The 15,529-nt window shown below is 53.0% G+C and carries 16 protein-coding genes, 1 pseudogene and 1 riboswitch; of the genes and pseudogenes, 7 read left to right on the top strand and 10 right to left on the bottom strand.

The annotated features are described in order from the left end of the window. The first annotated feature begins 127 nt into the window (after nt 1-127). From O9K67_RS10525 to rlmA, 3 genes and pseudogenes are all read left to right on the top strand, one after another. Nucleotides 128-269, top strand: a pseudogene (locus O9K67_RS10525) (DUF2627 domain-containing protein). Nucleotides 270-281: 12 nt separating this feature from the next. After that, nucleotides 282-491 carry a transcription antiterminator/RNA stability regulator CspE gene (gene cspE, locus O9K67_RS10530; RefSeq protein ID WP_001062678.1) on the top strand — a complete coding sequence of 70 codons (210 nt, stop codon included), beginning with the start codon at nt 282-284 and terminating at the stop codon, nt 489-491. A 144-nt stretch (nt 492-635) separates the two neighbouring features. Then, on the top strand, nt 636-1,451 hold the full coding sequence (rlmA, locus tag O9K67_RS10535) for a 23S rRNA (guanine(745)-N(1))-methyltransferase (protein ID WP_061496602.1): 816 nt from the start codon (nt 636-638) through the stop codon (nt 1,449-1,451). Here rlmA and mntP read toward each other — a convergent pair. From mntP to manX, 5 genes are all read right to left on the bottom strand, one after another. Further along, a complete protein-coding gene (mntP, locus tag O9K67_RS10540; RefSeq protein ID WP_061496600.1) occupies nt 1,448-2,014 on the bottom strand; it encodes a manganese efflux pump MntP in 567 nt (188 codons plus the stop codon). The genes rlmA and mntP overlap by 4 nt on opposite strands. Nucleotides 2,015-2,016: 2 nt before the next feature. Next, a riboswitch (yybP-ykoY riboswitch) is annotated at nt 2,017-2,195 on the bottom strand. Between the two features lie 196 nt (nt 2,196-2,391). Then, nucleotides 2,392-2,850, bottom strand: coding sequence for a DUF986 family protein (locus tag O9K67_RS10545; RefSeq protein ID WP_061496598.1), 459 nt, complete (start codon nt 2,848-2,850; stop codon nt 2,392-2,394). A 57-nt stretch (nt 2,851-2,907) separates the two neighbouring features. After that, nucleotides 2,908-3,759 (bottom strand): PTS mannose transporter subunit IID, encoded by an 852-nt coding sequence (locus tag O9K67_RS10550; RefSeq protein WP_061496596.1) that lies wholly within the window; start codon nt 3,757-3,759, stop codon nt 2,908-2,910. A gap of 12 nt (nt 3,760-3,771) precedes the next feature. Then, on the bottom strand, nt 3,772-4,572 hold the full coding sequence (locus tag O9K67_RS10555) for a PTS mannose/fructose/sorbose transporter subunit IIC (RefSeq protein ID WP_061496594.1): 801 nt from the start codon (nt 4,570-4,572) through the stop codon (nt 3,772-3,774). Nucleotides 4,573-4,635: 63 nt separating this feature from the next. Next, entirely contained in the window at nt 4,636-5,601 is a 966-nt protein-coding gene (gene manX / locus O9K67_RS10560; RefSeq protein WP_061496592.1) for a PTS mannose transporter subunit IIAB, read from the bottom strand. Nucleotides 5,602-5,954: 353 nt separating this feature from the next. On the opposite strand from manX, the gene O9K67_RS24745 reads away from it, so the two are divergent. Together O9K67_RS24745 and yoaE are read left to right on the top strand one after the other, a co-directional pair. After that, nucleotides 5,955-6,068: a hypothetical protein gene (locus O9K67_RS24745; protein WP_408612870.1), complete on the top strand. Its 114-nt coding sequence runs from the start codon at nt 5,955-5,957 to the stop codon at nt 6,066-6,068. Further along, a complete protein-coding gene (yoaE, locus tag O9K67_RS10565) occupies nt 6,056-7,618 on the top strand; it encodes a CNNM family cation transport protein YoaE (protein ID WP_061496590.1) in 1,563 nt (520 codons plus the stop codon). The genes O9K67_RS24745 and yoaE overlap by 13 nt, the downstream gene beginning before the upstream one ends. 3 nt (nt 7,619-7,621) lie before the next feature. Here the strand turns inward: yoaE and O9K67_RS10570 are convergent, their stop codons facing one another. The 4 genes from O9K67_RS10570 to pabB form a co-directional block, all read right to left on the bottom strand. Continuing rightward, nucleotides 7,622-9,217 carry an EAL domain-containing protein gene (locus tag O9K67_RS10570; protein ID WP_061496588.1) on the bottom strand — a complete coding sequence of 532 codons (1,596 nt, stop codon included), beginning with the start codon at nt 9,215-9,217 and terminating at the stop codon, nt 7,622-7,624. Between the two features lie 168 nt (nt 9,218-9,385). Beyond that, on the bottom strand, nt 9,386-10,750 hold the full coding sequence (gene sdaA, locus O9K67_RS10575) for an L-serine ammonia-lyase (protein WP_061496586.1): 1,365 nt from the start codon (nt 10,748-10,750) through the stop codon (nt 9,386-9,388). A gap of 185 nt (nt 10,751-10,935) precedes the next feature. Continuing rightward, nucleotides 10,936-11,514 carry a CoA pyrophosphatase gene (locus tag O9K67_RS10580; RefSeq protein ID WP_061496583.1) on the bottom strand — a complete coding sequence of 193 codons (579 nt, stop codon included), beginning with the start codon at nt 11,512-11,514 and terminating at the stop codon, nt 10,936-10,938. A 3-nt stretch (nt 11,515-11,517) separates the two neighbouring features. After that, a complete protein-coding gene (gene pabB, locus O9K67_RS10585) occupies nt 11,518-12,870 on the bottom strand; it encodes an aminodeoxychorismate synthase component 1 (protein WP_061496581.1) in 1,353 nt (450 codons plus the stop codon). Between the two features lie 84 nt (nt 12,871-12,954). Between pabB and O9K67_RS10590 the strand changes: the two genes are divergently transcribed. Then, nucleotides 12,955-13,134, top strand: a complete 180-nt coding sequence (locus O9K67_RS10590) for a YoaH family protein (protein WP_061496578.1) — start codon at nt 12,955-12,957, stop codon at nt 13,132-13,134. Here O9K67_RS10590 and O9K67_RS10595 read toward each other — a convergent pair whose 3' ends face one another. Continuing rightward, on the bottom strand, nt 13,135-13,479 hold the full coding sequence (locus O9K67_RS10595) for a RidA family protein (RefSeq protein WP_061496576.1): 345 nt from the start codon (nt 13,477-13,479) through the stop codon (nt 13,135-13,137). A gap of 112 nt (nt 13,480-13,591) precedes the next feature. Between O9K67_RS10595 and O9K67_RS10600 the strand changes: the two genes are divergently transcribed. Beyond that, entirely contained in the window at nt 13,592-15,502 is a 1,911-nt protein-coding gene (locus O9K67_RS10600) for an ATP-dependent DNA helicase (RefSeq protein ID WP_061496574.1), read from the top strand. Nucleotides 15,503-15,529 lie beyond the last annotated feature (27 nt).

The raw sequence follows: 15,529 nt of genomic DNA on the forward strand, positions 1-15,529 counted from the left end.
AGTGCGCTTGATACTTTGATAACCTTAGAATTTGTGCGGCGGATCCAGACATGTTTAAAAATGGCTTGCCTTAAATTACGTATTGTGTGATAACACGTTTTGGGTCAAACGAGGTACAGTTCTGTTTATGTGTGGCATTTTCAGTAAAGAAGTCCTGAGTAAACACGTTTCGTTGAATACAGCTTCTCTGCCGAACCTTATATTAGTGCCTCAAGCAGTAATGTCTCAGTTTTCTCAGTCAATGCCTGCGGGCGAAGTATATACATTAAGGAATTTAGCAAATGGCAAAGATTAAAGGTCAAGTTAAGTGGTTCAACGAGTCCAAAGGTTTTGGTTTCATTACTCCTGCTGATGGCAGCAAAGATGTGTTCGTACACTTCTCTGCAATCCAGGGTAACGGTTTCAAAACTCTGGCCGAAGGCCAGAACGTTGAGTTTGAAATTCAGGACGGTCAGAAAGGCCCGGCTGCAGTTAACGTAACTGCTATCTGATTTCGACACCTCTGAGCTTGAAGCGCCTTGCGCGCATCAATGTCAGCGATAAAAGCCTCGCCATTGTGCGGGGCTTTTTAATTTCCCCGGTACGGCAAATGGCGGTACACTTTCGCCTTTTGAGAAATCCCCTCCGGAGCTTTTATGCCTTTCAGTTGCCCACTGTGTCACGCGCCGTTAAACCGTCGTGAGAATGCCTTTGTTTGTCCTCAACGACACCAGTTTGACATTGCAAAGGAAGGCTATGTGAACCTGCTGCCTGTGCAGCACAAACGTTCACGCGATCCTGGAGATAGCGCTGAGATGATGCAGGCGCGGCGTGCATTTCTTGATGCCGGGCACTACCAACCGTTGCGTGATGCCATTAGTGCCCTGCTGCAGGCGAGATTGCCAGAGCAGGCGGATGCTGTGATGGATATTGGCTGTGGAGAAGGGTATTACACGCAGGCTTTTGCGGCGATTGCTGAACAGCACGGGGCATGCACATTTGGCCTGGATGTTTCGAAAGCTGCGATTCGTGCTGCGGCGAAACGCTACTCGCAGGTGATGTTCTGTGTAGCGTCCAGTCATCGTTTGCCGTTTGAAGATAACAGTATCGATGCGTTGGTGCGTATTTACGCACCCTGCAAAGCCGAGGAGCTGGCGCGTGTCGTTAAACCCGGTGGCGTGGTGATCACTGCCGCACCCGGCCCGCGTCATCTGATGGAGCTTAAGGGGCTTATCTATGATGAGGTGCAGTTGCACGCGGAGAGTGCAGGTGAGATCGCGGGTTTTACCGTCATTGGCCAGCAATCATTGGCTTATGATATGACGTTAACCGGTCAGCAGGCCGTCGCGTTATTGCAGATGACCCCGTTTGCCTGGCGTGCGAAAGCAGAAGTGTGGGAAACATTAGCGGCAACGGAAGATTTCCGCTGCCAGACAGATTTCAGTATTCACTGCTTACAGCGGGACAATTAACCGGCGAAGTGGCTCCACAGGATCTGCGCGCCGATACCAATCAGTACGATCCCGCCGAGGATCTCGGCGCGTTTGCCCAGCAACGGGCCAATAAAACGGCCAATCATCATCCCCAGCGTGGACATGATGAGTGTGGCGCAGCCAATTGCCAGCGCAGTGGCCAGAATATTGACCTGCAGGAAAGCCAGTCCGACACCGACGGCCATAGCATCCAGGCTGGTAGCGATGGCGGTGGTGACCAGCAACCAGAAACCGTGGCGTTGGGGGATTTCTGTCGTTTCGCCATCATCGCCGCTGAAGCCTTCCAGTATCATGCGTCCACCAAGAAAGACCAGCAGGACAAAGGCTAGCCAGTGATTCCATTCAAGCACGAATTGGGTCGCCAGCATGCCAAGTCCCCAGCCGATTAAGGGCGTCAGGGTTTCGATTACGCCAAAGATTAGGCCAGTACGCAGGGCTTCTGAGAATCTGGGTTTGTGAAGTGTGGCGCCTTTACCGATAGAAGCAGCAAATGCATCCATGGACATGCCAAAAGCGAGAAGGATAGTTGCAGATAAGTTCATTCGAGCGTCCAGACCGGGAGTTCCATATAACACACCACTGCCCCCAGTAAACAGCAGTTGGTGTGTCAATGGTCTCGCCTGACTGCTGATATACAGTCCGTACGCGCCACGTTTTGCAACGAGTATGTTGACACGTACATTTCCGGGTGGTGGAAATCGGCTACTCCCCAACGACGGACGCACATTAACATATTTTGAGAATATAAAACAACAGTAGGGGAATATAATTCATTTTGCCAATTGATAACGATTGTCATTTAGATTTATGCGTGAAAATAACGTTAAATAATATAAGCATCTATAAATCTAAATATAGCAAAGGCTATAATGCTGTGTGTTTTTTGTACGCAAAAATATAGTCATTGCTATAACTTAATTTATTGAGTTTTAAGGAAAATGTTATATATTTTCTCCAGGTCATCTATATTCCGCACGCGAATAAGCAATCGCCGCTGTTCTAATTGCATCACCAGTACGCCGTCTTCCGATAAATTCATCTCTTTAATGCGGTTATATTCAATCCAGACATTGGCGAAGAAAAAACCACGCTCCTTAAAGATGATCTTCGGTGTGCGGATCCAAAAGAGATAAACACCAAGTAACGCCAGCGCAAATAATAACCACATGCTTAATGATGCACCGCCATTTATCGTATTGTTATAGATAAGAATGACAAGCAGACCGACAAAGATAGCGCCGTCGGTGCGGCTTCGGCGCAGTAAGGGGATGGTGAGCAGAGAAGGGCCTTTGCGTCGCGGCATAATGAATTCATCATACAGTGCGAAAGCCAGTAGAGCGGCAACAAACAGTATCAGCACGATATCCGTAATCGTCATTCTTCCTCCGGTACATAAAAAAACGGGGGCATAAGCCCCCGGTTACAGCATCATGAATTACAGCCCCAGTAAACCAATGGCGTAGCCGACAATCCCGATGATAAAGAACCCAACAATGATCCACAGCGGGTTCACTTTCTTACGCAGCAGCCACATACAGGCGAAGGTCAGCAGCAGGGGCACCAGGCCGGGCATTAACTGATCAAGAATGGTTTGCACGGTCGTGACATTCGTTTTACCAGTCTGATCGGTGATTTGCGACACCACCAGTGGAATGTTCACATGCGTCCATTTGTTGACCAGCGCCCCCATGACAAACAGCCCAAGGATGGATGCACCCTCAGTCAGTTTCTGCAGAAAGCCACCGCCCATATCTTTAACGATATCGATACCTTTACGATAGCCATACGCTACACCGTAGTAGCGTGTTGCCAGACGAACAATATTAAACAGGAAAAAGAACAATAATGGGCCAAGCAGACTGCCGCTCATGGCGATCCCTGCGCCCAGTGCGGCGAAAACCGGGCGGACAGTCCCCCAGAAAATCGGGTCGCCAACACCGGCTAACGGCCCCATCAGACCTACTTTGATACCGTTAATGGCACCGTCGTCGATCTCTGCACCGTTTGCGCGCTGCTCTTCCATCGCCAGCGTCACGCCCAACACTGGAGCGGCAACGTAAGGATGGGTGTTAAAGAATTCCAGATGACGTTTGATCGCCTGACGGCGTGCTTCGTTATTTTCCGGATACAGACGTTTAATCGCCGGCACCATGGAGAAGCAGAACCCCAGCGCCTGCATACGTTCGAAGTTCCATGAACCCTGGAACAGGTTAGAACGGATGAACACGCCGCGAATATCACCAGGAGTGAGTTTTTTCTCAGTCGTTGCTTTAGTCATATCAACCATGTCGCTCACCTGTTAATCCAGTTCGTTGTCGAGATCGTTAGATGCAGCCGCCTGAGCAGGACCGCCTGCCGCGCGGTTATATTTCGGGCTAACCTGAATGTAGAGAATCGCCATCACCGCGCCAATGACCCCCAGTGACACAAGGTTAAAGTTGGTGAAGGCCGCGGTTACGAAGCCGAGATAGAAGAACGGCATCAGGTAGCCTGCGCGCATCATGTTGATGACCATCGCATAACCGACTACGACAATCATGCCGCCGGCGATGTTCAGACCGCTGGTCACCACTTCCGGAATGGCGTTCAACATGCTCTGAACTTCGCTGGTTCCGACAGAGATAGCCACGATCACCGCCGGGATAGCGATACGCATGGCTTGCAGGAACAGCGATGAAACGTGGATCCAAGAAAGCGCCGTCAGGTTGCCGGTTTCCGCAGCTTTATCCGCCGCATGCTGGAAACCAACGGTGATAGTACGAACGATAATGGTCAGCACCTGGCCTGCTGCTGCCAGTGGAATCGCCAGCGCAATACCCGCGCCAATGCTCTGATGCCCGCCAATAACCAGAATGGTTGAGATAATGGACGCCAGCGCCGCATCCGGCGCAACCGCCGCACCGATATTCATCCAGCCCAGCGCGATCATTTCCAGCGTACCGCCGATGATGATACCGGTTTTCATATCACCCAGGACGATACCCACCAGCGTACATGCCACCAACGGACGGTGGAACTGGAATTCGTCGAGTATCGACTCCATACCGGCAATACATGCGACAACGAACACCAGCACAATCTGAAGAGTGGTAATCTCCATTGTACTTCTCCTATAGCTAAATCAGACGTAAGTGTGAAAACTGAGTCAATCAGGCCGCCGCGGTTATTTCGCCACTTTGCTGATCAAATCCATCATTTTCAGTTTCGGGTCGTTTGAAACTTTACGGACTTCCAGCTCAATACCGCGCTCATTCAGTTTCTTAAACGCAGCGATATCTTTTTCGTCCACCGAAACGGCGTTGTTCACCTGGGTTTTACCCTGACGATAGGCCATGCCACCGATGTTGACGGAGGTAATTTTGACCCCATCTTCAACGACACGCAGCACATCGGTCGGATTGGTGAACAACAGCATCACGCGCTCACCCGCATATTTAGGGTTGTTGTAGACGCGGCCCATTTTCGCCACATCCACCACATGCGCCGTCACGCCTGGAGGCGCTACCTGAGTCAGGAGTGTTTTACGCACGTTGTCCGCCGCCACTTCGTCGCTAACAACGATAATGCGTGTCACGTTCGTCTCTTTGGTCCAGCGTGTCGCCACCTGACCATGGATAAGACGGTCATCGATACGCGCGAGGCCAATCAGCATGTAGTCATTAGGCCCCATCGGTCTTGCGGGAGCAGCGGCTTTTGCTGCCGGGGCAGGGGTTGGAGCGGGTTTTTCCACCGGTTGTGCCTTCAGCGCTTTCACGCCTTCGCGTCCGGTTTCAACCGCTAGCGCCACCAGCTCGTCGAAGGTGGGGTTATCGTCCCTGGCCATCAGTGTCTCTACCAGCATGGGAATATTGACGCCGGCAATCACTTCGTAATGCTCTTTATCGACGACAATGCGACTGGCAGCATTAAACGGGCTGCCGCCCCATGTATCAACGAGAAATAGCACGCCCTTGCTGGTTTCCAGTTTCTCCAGTTGCGCGTTGTATTTTTCGATTAACGTTTCCGCATTTTCCCCGGGAACGAAATCTATCCAACCGACGTTCTCCTGCTCGCCTAGCAGCATCTCGGCGGTTTTGAGCAGCTGTTCCGCAGCCCAACCATGTGTGCCTAGTACAATAGCAATGGTCACTTGCTACCTCCTTCTTCTTGTCGTAAACACATCGCGACTCGATGTATTGTGAATCGGCCTGACTGACCGAATCGATTCAGATAAGGGTTTAAGAGAACACCTATGACTTTCGAGAATTATTTTAGAGAGCGAAAAAATAATTTATGTGATGAAGATCCGTAATTTAGGTTTACTGCTTTTGGAAATTTCGAACCGCGAAATATCCCCATAAACTGCAAAGTCTGGTAAATCTTTGCAAAATGTAAAGTCTGTCTGATATGTTTATCCTCCGTTGAATTTGTCAGGAGTAAAGGGCAGCAGCCCACCGTATGGACCGTCACCGACGTCAGTTCACCTTTTGGCCTTCCCGTGCCATGCATTCCGGCGTTTTCCGCCATTTTCCAATTACGTTCGATGTCATCACGCCTGTGCGTTTCCGCACGCCGTTTAGCCATTCCTTAAGCTGGAGCTTGTTATGGAATTCCTGATGGATCCCTCTATCTGGGCGGGATTGTTGACACTGGTTGTTCTGGAAATTGTACTGGGTATTGATAACCTGGTATTTATTGCCATCCTCGCCGATAAACTGCCGCCAAAGCAGCGCGATAAAGCGCGCCTGATTGGCTTATCGCTGGCGCTGGTGATGCGACTGGGACTGCTGTCGCTGATCTCGTGGATGGTGACGCTGACTAAACCGCTGTTTTCCGTCTGGGACTTCACCTTCTCCGGTCGTGATTTAATCATGCTGTTCGGTGGTGTCTTCCTGTTGTTCAAAGCCACAACTGAACTGCACGAACGGCTGGAAAACCGTGAGCATGATAGCGGGCACGGAAAAGGCTACGCCAGCTTCTGGGTGGTGGTGGTGCAAATCGTTATTCTGGACGCCGTCTTTTCCCTCGATGCGGTGATCACCGCGGTGGGCATGGTGAACCACTTACCGGTGATGATGGCGGCGGTGGTCATCGCCATGGCCATGATGCTGCTGGCATCCAAACCATTGACGCGTTTCGTCAATCAGCATCCAACCGTGGTGGTGCTCTGTCTGAGTTTCCTGCTGATGATTGGTTTAAGTCTGGTGGCGGAAGGTTTCGGCTTCCATATTCCGAAAGGTTACCTCTACGCCGCGATCGGTTTCTCCATCATCATTGAGTTCTTCAACCAGATTGCGCGCCGTAACTTTATCCGCAACCAGTCTCATCTGCCGCTGCGCGCCCGCACTGCGGATGCCATTTTGCGTCTGATGGGCGGTCGCCAGCGCCAGACAAATCCGCAGATTGAAGCAGACAGCCAGGCGCAAGTGCCCGTACCTGAAGGCGCTTTTGCGGAAGAAGAACGCTATATGATCAACGGTGTGTTGACGCTGGCTTCCCGCTCGCTGCGTAGCATCATGACGCCGCGCGGGGATATCAGTTGGGTGGACGCGAATCTGAGCGTCGATCAGATTCGCCAGCAATTGCTCTCTTCGCCGCACAGCCTGTTCCCGGTTTGTCGCGGTGAACTGGATGAAGTGATCGGTATCGTGCGTGCCAAAGAGATGCTGGTGGCACTGGAAGAGGGGACGGATGTCGCTGCTATCGCATCGGCCACCCCTGCGATTGTCGTGCCGGAAACGCTGGATCCGATCAAATTGCTGGCGGTTCTGCGCCGTGCACGCGGCAGCTTTGTTATCGTGACTAACGAGTTTGGTGTGGTACAGGGTCTCGTCACTCCACTGGACGTGCTGGAAGCCATCGCCGGTGAGTTCCCGGACGCCGATGAAACGCCGGAGATTATCACCGATGGTGATGGTTGGTTAGTCAAAGGGACCACCGATTTGCATGCGCTGCAGCATACGTTGGGTCTGAATAGTCTGGTCAATGACGATGAAGACATTGCCACCGTTGCAGGTCTTGTTATCTCGGCAAAAGGTCAGATCCCGCAGCCCGGCGAGGTACTGGAAATCGCGCCGCTGCATATCACCGTTGTCGAAGCCAACGACTACCGTGTTGATCTGGTTCGTGTTGTTAAAGAGCAGGTGGATCACGACGAAGAAGAGTAATGGTTACCCCTGTATCAGCGGTAATTCGTGACTGTTATGCCTGGCTGGTGGTGAGTTGTTTTCCGCCAGCCAGGCTGGAAAGTCGTTAATGGGCATCGGCCTGGCAAACAAAAATCCCTGTAACAACTGCACACCCTGCTGGCGCAAATAGAACGCCTGCTGCGGCTGCTCCACTCCTTCTGCCACCAGTTCAATATGTAAACGTTGCCCGAGGGCGATAATCATGTCGATGACCGTTGAGTTCACCGCATCGGTACCAATTGCCGTGGTGTAGGATTTATCAATCTTGAGAATGTCCGGGTGGAGTTTTTCCAACCAGGCCAGGGCGCTGTTGCCGGTACCAAAATCGTCAATCGCGATCTTTGTCCCTTTGCGGCGCAGTTCGCGCATCATACGGGAATCTGCATCCAGCAGCGCATCGCGTTCGGTCAACTCAATCACTAGCTGCTGCGTGGGATGCATGTTGTACCAGAGGTTGTGCAAATCTTTTAATAACTCGCCATGGCGTAAATGACTGGGTGCGACATTGATACCAATATGAAATTGCGGATCGTCGGGGAACAGTTCCCGTTGGCGTGCTGTTTCCGTAATGACATAGCGGGTGAGAGGGGCGATAAGGTGGTGATCTTCTGCAATCGGGATGAACACCTCCGGTGAAATCCATCCCTGACGCGGGTTATACCAGCGCAACAAGATTTCCACCCCGGTACACTGTAGGTTACCGGTGCTTATCACCGGTTGGCAAAACAGTTCAAACTCATGGGCGGCCAGTCCTAGGTTGATCTCCCAGGAAAAACTCATGCGACTGGCGGTCGCAAACCAGGCAATAAAACCGGTCAAAAAACTCATCATCAAGGCCAGCGGTAGCTGGGAAGGCAAATGTTGTAGCGCCAGCTGATCTGCGCCAGGGCCGCTCACACTGATGGCAAAGGGAAACTGTGTGGAGGATTGTTGATAGTGTTTCTCATCCTGATGCGGCGGCAAATGCTCCATGACACCTTTACCCTGTACCAGATGTCGGCCATTAACACTTAGGTTGACACGCGTAATCAAAGGCTCTTGCGGTTCAAGCATTAAATTACTCAACAACTCAATATTCACCACTTCCAGCACACCATTCTGTCCATCTTCACGGGTGGGGTACCAGAGAATGAGAATGGGTTGATCTTTCAGCAGTGATTGATCGGTGGTGAGTACCATCAACGGTTGAGGGGCCGGTAATGAGGGCTGTAGCTGATGAACAGGCACATTTCGATGACCAAAAATACTGGAGCAATACAATATGCCATTTTCAATCAGCGCAATGGCACGAATGGTTTGCAGCGTGGCGGCCTGTTTCCGTAAGGTCTGGTGGGCATCGTCGCAGGACATACCAACGAGCGGGGTGATGACATCCCGCCCGGCAACTAACGGTTGTATAAGCTTGTCGAGCGTCTGCACGGCGTGGCTGGTATAGGCGACAATATGTTGTTGATTTATGTTTCGCTCCGAAATAAAGCGAAACGCCAGCGTTAAAATAAGGGCGACAGCAGCCACGACCACGCTAAAAATGGCCCGTTTATGTCGGTAGCTTTGAATGATCCGTTGAGCCGTCTGCATGCCATTGTCGCCTGTGGAATCCCTGGCGTGAGTTCCATGCCAGCACACTCAAAGTGTAGTGGGGAAATCAATAAACAACGAGAATACCGGCGATATATGATCGGTCTGTGGCAGAAGAGCGAAAAAAAACGCCGTTCGGCTGAACGGCGTTATTGATGGGCATAATGGTTAATCGCACTGAACCTTGATGGCTAACCCACCGCGGGAAGTTTCACGGTATTTGGCATTCATGTCTTTGCCCGTTTCATACATGGTCTCAATAACTTTATCGAGAGAGACTCGCGGCGCGCTGGTGCGACGCATCGCCATGCGCGAGGCGTTAATCGCTTTTACGGAAGCAATCGCGTTACGCTCAATACATGGCACCTGAACTTGCCCTGCAACCGGGTCGCACGTTAAACCAAGGTTATGTTCCATGCCGATTTCCGCAGCAACGCACACCTGTTCCGGGCTGGCACCCAGTAGTTCAGCCAGTCCTGCCGCCGCCATGGAGCAGGCAACGCCCACTTCACCCTGGCAACCCACTTCCGCGCCGGAAATAGAGGCATTCATCTTATACAGGGCACCAATTGCCCCGGCGGCGAGGAAATAACGGATATATATATCCGGGCTGACAGACTCGATAAAGTGATCGTAATACGCCAGCACAGCAGGCACGATCCCGCATGCACCATTGGTCGGTGCGGTAACAACGCGACCACCGGCGGCATTCTCTTCGTTGACCGCCAGCGCGAACATATTCACCCAGTCGACCACATTCATCGGGTCGTTGGAGAGCTTGTCGCTCGACACCAGCATACGACGCAGTGCAGAAGCACGGCGTGGAACACGTAGCGGCCCTGGCAAAACGCCTTCGGTATTCATGCCGCGATCGATACAGGCGCGCATGGTCGCCCACACATGTGCAAAGTACTCTTCGATCTCTTTTTTGCTGTGCAGCGCCAGTTCGTTTTGCATCACCATGCCGGAAATCGACAGACCCGTCTCTTTGCAATATTCCAGCATTTGCGTCGCGGAATTGAACGGGTAGGGAACGCTGATGGTATCAAGGGTTTCTTTACCGAAATGCTCTTCGTCGACGATAAAACCGCCGCCGATGGAGTAATAGGTTTTGCTGTACGTAACCCGATCGCCGTTTAAGGCGGTAATGCGCATGCCGTTTTCGTGTAATGACAGGTTATCGCTATGAAAGCGCATGCCATCATTCTGTGGGAAATCCACTTCATGGCGGCCCTGTGCCAGCAGCAGGCGCCCCCGGGTTTCTACGTCGCGAATAAAGGCAGGAATGGCGTCGATATCCACAGTGGCGGGTTCATTCCCGGCCAGTCCCATAATAATGGCAATATCGGTATGGTGGCCTTTCCCGGTAAGGGACAGTGAGCCGTAAACGTCCACCACGACGCGGGTGACATCGTCCAGCAATCCTTTTTCGACCAGGTCATCGACGAACTGCTTACCGGCTTTCATCGGGCCAACAGTGTGGGAAGATGAGGGACCAATCCCCACCTTAAACATGTCGAATATACTAATCACATTAACACTCCTGACAGGGTTACCGGAGGTTCCAGTAACGATGTAATAACTGCGCATAGTGTAAGAGGGAAGGTCACTGTCAGCTTAACTATTCACATGAATTAAACTAATGCGTAACCCTGATTAAACTAATAACGCGAAGTTGATCTCAGTCTGTCAAAAAGAGGCGTTGTGCAAAGTATAGTCTATGGCTTGCGCCCAATCTGCAGCGCCAGCGCACGAATAATGCCCGCCGTCATGCCCCAAACAAAATAATGCTCATACCAGGATAACCACACGCGATGCGCGTTGCCGTGACGATGCACATCCAGCGGATGATAACGGCCCAGGCGCAGCGCCTCCGCCAGCGGCATTTCAAACACGGCGGAGACTTCATCTTCACTGGCGTGGTAGTGCAAATCCGGCGGAATAATGCCAACCACTGGCGTGACCTGAAAACCGGTGACGCTATCCACGGGTGGCAGCACGCCGATCACGTCTACAGCATTGGGTGGGATGGCAACCTCTTCCTGCGCTTCCCGCAGCGCGGCGGCAATCAATGAGGCGTCGCTACTGTCGACCGCGCCGCCGGGGAAGGCGACCTGGCCCGCATGTTTACGCAGCAGCGGCGAGCGTTGCGTTAACAGCAAACCAGGCTGTTTGCGCCGGACGATAGGCACCAGCACAGCCGCCTGGCGCGAGTGAAGGGTTTGCGGGCTAAGCTGTGGCCGTAAAAGTTGAAAGCGCGATAAAAAATCATCCAGGGTCAAAGCCGGTTGCTCCACGAATCATTTCTCCAGTTGCCGCAGAATACGATTAACTTTATCAAAGGTTTCCTGATATTCCGCTTCTTCCTGACTATCGGCGACAATGCCACCGCCCGCGGAACAGTAAATCTGCCCGTCGCAGGCAGTCAGCGTGCGGATCGTGATGCTGGTATCCATATTGCCGCAAAAGCTGATATAGCCAATGCTGCCGCACCAGGCATTGCGACGCTGTGGCTCCAGTTGATCAATAATTTCCATCGCGCGGACTTTGGGTGCGCCCGTAATCGAGCCGCCAGGAAAAGCCGCGCGTAACAGATCGCAAGCTTGCCGGCCAGCCGGGAGTGTTGCTGTAACGGTACTGACCAGGTGATGGACAGCCGGAAAAGGTTCCACCACAAACAGTTCCGGCACCCGCACCGAACCCGGTAGCGCCACGCGGCCAATATCATTACGCATTAAATCGACAATCATCAGATTCTCTGCGCGATCTTTTGGCGACGAGGCCAGTCTCTTCGCCTGTTCCGCATCAGCCTGCGGGTCGGCAAGCCGTGGAAGGGTGCCTTTGATCGGCCGTGTTTCGATGTTGTTGCCCTCAAGGCGGATAAAACGCTCCGGCGATAGACTAAGTATCGCCCCTTGTTGCAAGCGCAGGAAGGCACTGAAGGGGGCGCGATTTTCACGGTTTAAGCGGCAAAAGGCCAGCCATTCATCCCCTTGATAATTCGCCTGAAAACGCTGCGCGAGATTGACCTGGTAACAGTCGCCACTGTGCAACCAGGCCTGTACCTGGCGGAATTTTTCCCCGTACTCTTCCCGGCTCATGTTCGCCTGCCAGGCAGACGTTAAGCGGAAATCTTCCCGTTCCGGCGCAGTTTGTGTGCTCAGCCAGTCCAGACGTGCATTAACATCGCCATGGCTCAGCAGCGTCACCCGCTGACGTTGATGATCCACCACCAGAGCCCAGTCATAAATTCCCACTGCCATTTCTGGCAAGGTGATATCCTGTTCGGCATGGCAGGGTAGTTTTTCAAAACGCCGGCCTAAATCATAACCAAACAGGCCTAACGCACCGCCCTGAAACGGCAACTCCGGGTCAGAAGTGTTACGTAAGCCATACTCGTCGAGGGCGTGTTGTAACAGCGCCAACGGATCATCACTGTATTTTTCTGTATCGTTAAAGGTCGTGATCTCGCCGCGCGTGGTGAGCGTCGTCAAGGGGTCGGCCACCAGAATATCAAAGCGATTGTGCGGATGTTCGGCATGGCCCGAATGCAGCAGCATGGCCCACGGCTGATGGCTGATTGGGGCAAAGTAGTATTCGGCAGCGTCGGGGCGCCACGGCAGAGAGATTACGGCGGGGGATAACGTCTTCATTGAACCTGACTCATGTGCGTCTTTGCTGGTGAATAGCGCGACCGCGTGAAATAATTAGCGTCAACAATTTAGCAGGAGTTCACGATGTTTGCAGGTTTACCTTCCCTTAGCCACGAGCAACAGCAAAAAGCAGTGGAACGTATTCAGGAGTTAATGGCCGGCGGCATGAGCAGCGGACAGGCGATTGCGCAGGTTGCAGAAGAGTTGCGCGCCACCCATACCGGCGAGCGGATCGTGGCGCGCTTTGAAGACGAAGACGAGTAATTACACCGCAGCGATAATTTTAATTTCCACTTTGTAGCGCGGGTTCATCAGTTTCGCTTGCACGGTGCAGCGAACTGGCGCATGGCCTGCCACAACCCACTCATCCCAGGCTTTATTCATCGCGGCGAAATCATTGCTGTCGGCAAGAAAAAGGGTGGCGTCGAGGATACGCGTTTTATCGCTACCTTGCTTTGCCAGCACTGCGTCGATTTGCGCCAGTGTGTTAGCAGTCTGCTCAAACGCATCGGCGTCCAGATTTTCCGGCACGCCGGTGTAGTACAACGTTTGATTGTGGATCACTACATCTGACCAGCGGGCTGCTGCGTCAATTCGCACAATTGTCATAACCTTTTCCTTCTGATTCTCCATAGCGGGCACGCAAGAGTGCCACATAAACCTGGCTGGCGTAAATCCGCACACCCTGACATAATCACTGTCGATTTAACCAGGGGGTAGTGTGACGGACGATTTTGCAACAGACGGCCAACTGGCCAATGCGATTCCGGGATTCAAACCGCGCGAGCCGCAGCGCCAGATGGCGCACGCGGTGACAGAGGCGATTCGCCAGGCTCAACCGCTGGTGGTCGAAGCCGGAACCGGCACCGGTAAAACCTACGCCTACCTGGCCCCGGCGCTACGTTCCGGGAAAAAAGTGATCATCTCTACCGGCTCCAAAGCGTTGCAGGACCAGCTCTACAGCCGCGATTTACCCACCGTTGCTAAAGCACTGGCCTTTAGCGGGCGCACCGCGTTACTGAAAGGCCGCTCCAACTACCTGTGCATTGAGCGTCTGGAACAACAAGCGCTGGCGGGGGGTGATCTGCCGGTACAGACGCTTAGTGATGTGATCCTGCTGCGTTCATGGTCGAACCAAACGACCGATGGTGACATCAGCACCTGCGTCAGCGTGGCGGAGGATTCGCAAGCCTGGCCCCTGGTCACCAGCACCAATGACAACTGTCTTGGCAGCGATTGCCCAATGTATAAAGACTGTTTTGTGGTAAAAGCGCGTAAGAAAGCGATGGACGCCGATGTGGTAGTGGTTAACCACCATCTGTTTCTCGCCGATATGGTGGTGAAAGAGAGTGGATTCGGTGAACTTATCCCGGAAGCAGAGGTGATGATCTTTGACGAAGCGCATCAGCTTCCGGATATCGCCAGCCAGTATTTTGGGCAGTCACTCTCCAGTCGTCAGCTACAGGATCTGGCAAAAGATTTCACCATCGCTTACCGGACTGAACTGAAAGACACCGCTCAGTTGCAGAAGTGCGCCGACCGGCTGGCGCAGAGCGCGCAGGATTTTCGCCTGCAACTGGGTGAACCGGGTTATCGCGGCAATCTGCGCGAACTGCTGGCGGATGCGAACATTCAGCGCGCATTGTTACTACTCGATGATGCGCTTGAACTCTGTTACGACGTGGCAAAACTCTCCCTCGGGCGTTCCGCATTGCTGGATGCCGCTTTTGAACGCGCTACGCTCTATCGCGCGCGCCTGAAACGGCTGAAAGAGATCAACCAGCCGGGTTACAGCTACTGGTACGAATGCACATCCCGGCATTTTACACTGGCGCTCACGCCGCTGACGGTGTCAGATAAATTCACCGAAGTGATGGCGCAGAAAAAAGGCAGCTGGATTTTTACGTCTGCAACGCTGTCGGTGAATGACGATTTGCATCATTTTACAGCGCGGTTAGGTATTGAAAGTGCGGAGTCGTTACTGTTACCCAGTCCTTTTGATTACCAACGCCAGGCGTTATTGTGCGTCCCGCGGAATTTGCCGCAGACCAATCAACCGGGGGCTGCGCGCCAGCTTGCCGCCATGTTGCGGCCCTTGATTGAAGCGAACAATGGCCGCTGCTTTATGCTCTGTACGTCGCACGCCATGATGCGCGATCTTGCGGAACAGTTCCGCGCCACCCTGACCTTGCCGGTGCTGTTGCAAGGCGAAACCAGTAAAGGCCAGCTATTGCAACAGTTCGTTAGTGCTGGCAATGCGCTGTTGGTGGCAACCAGCAGTTTCTGGGAAGGGGTGGACGTGCGCGGCGATACCCTGTCGCTGGTGATCATCGACAAACTGCCGTTTACCTCGCCGGACGATCCGTTGCTGAAAGCGCGCATGGAAGATTGTCGCCTGCGCGGCGGCGATCCCTTTGACGAAGTGCAGTTACCGGAAGCCGTGATTACGCTGAAACAAGGCGTCGGGCGACTGATCCGTGACGTGGACGATCGTGGCGTGCTGGTGATTTGTGATAACCGGCTGGTGATGCGCCCGTATGGTGCGGTGTTCTTGTCGAGTCTTCCGCCTGCCCCCCGCACTCGGGACATTCGCCGCGCAGTCGACTTTCTCGCATCGCCGCCGGCGCAGTAATTTGCTACGGACTGTGGTAAGATGCGC

It is taken from the genome of Kosakonia oryzendophytica (assembly GCF_027886705.1).
Lineage (GTDB): Bacteria > Pseudomonadota > Gammaproteobacteria > Enterobacterales > Enterobacteriaceae > Kosakonia > Kosakonia oryzendophytica.

Coding starts and splice junctions, on each gene's coding strand:
- O9K67_RS10590 (WP_061496578.1), top strand. CDS start 12,955: ATGTTTGCAGGTTTACCTTCCCTTAGCCACGAGCAACAGCAAAAAGCA.
- O9K67_RS10550 (WP_061496596.1), bottom strand. CDS start 3,759: ATGGTTGATATGACTAAAGCAACGACTGAGAAAAAACTCACTCCTGGT.
- pabB (WP_061496581.1), bottom strand. CDS start 12,870: ATGAAGACGTTATCCCCCGCCGTAATCTCTCTGCCGTGGCGCCCCGAC.
- rlmA (WP_061496602.1), top strand. CDS start 636: ATGCCTTTCAGTTGCCCACTGTGTCACGCGCCGTTAAACCGTCGTGAG.
- O9K67_RS10555 (WP_061496594.1), bottom strand. CDS start 4,572: ATGGAGATTACCACTCTTCAGATTGTGCTGGTGTTCGTTGTCGCATGT.
- O9K67_RS24745 (WP_408612870.1), top strand. CDS start 5,955: ATGCATTCCGGCGTTTTCCGCCATTTTCCAATTACGTTCGATGTCATC.
- O9K67_RS10545 (WP_061496598.1), bottom strand. CDS start 2,850: ATGACGATTACGGATATCGTGCTGATACTGTTTGTTGCCGCTCTACTG.
- O9K67_RS10570 (WP_061496588.1), bottom strand. CDS start 9,217: ATGCAGACGGCTCAACGGATCATTCAAAGCTACCGACATAAACGGGCC.
- cspE (WP_001062678.1), top strand. CDS start 282: ATGGCAAAGATTAAAGGTCAAGTTAAGTGGTTCAACGAGTCCAAAGGT.
- mntP (WP_061496600.1), bottom strand. CDS start 2,014: ATGAACTTATCTGCAACTATCCTTCTCGCTTTTGGCATGTCCATGGAT.
- yoaE (WP_061496590.1), top strand. CDS start 6,056: ATGGAATTCCTGATGGATCCCTCTATCTGGGCGGGATTGTTGACACTG.
- O9K67_RS10595 (WP_061496576.1), bottom strand. CDS start 13,479: ATGACAATTGTGCGAATTGACGCAGCAGCCCGCTGGTCAGATGTAGTG.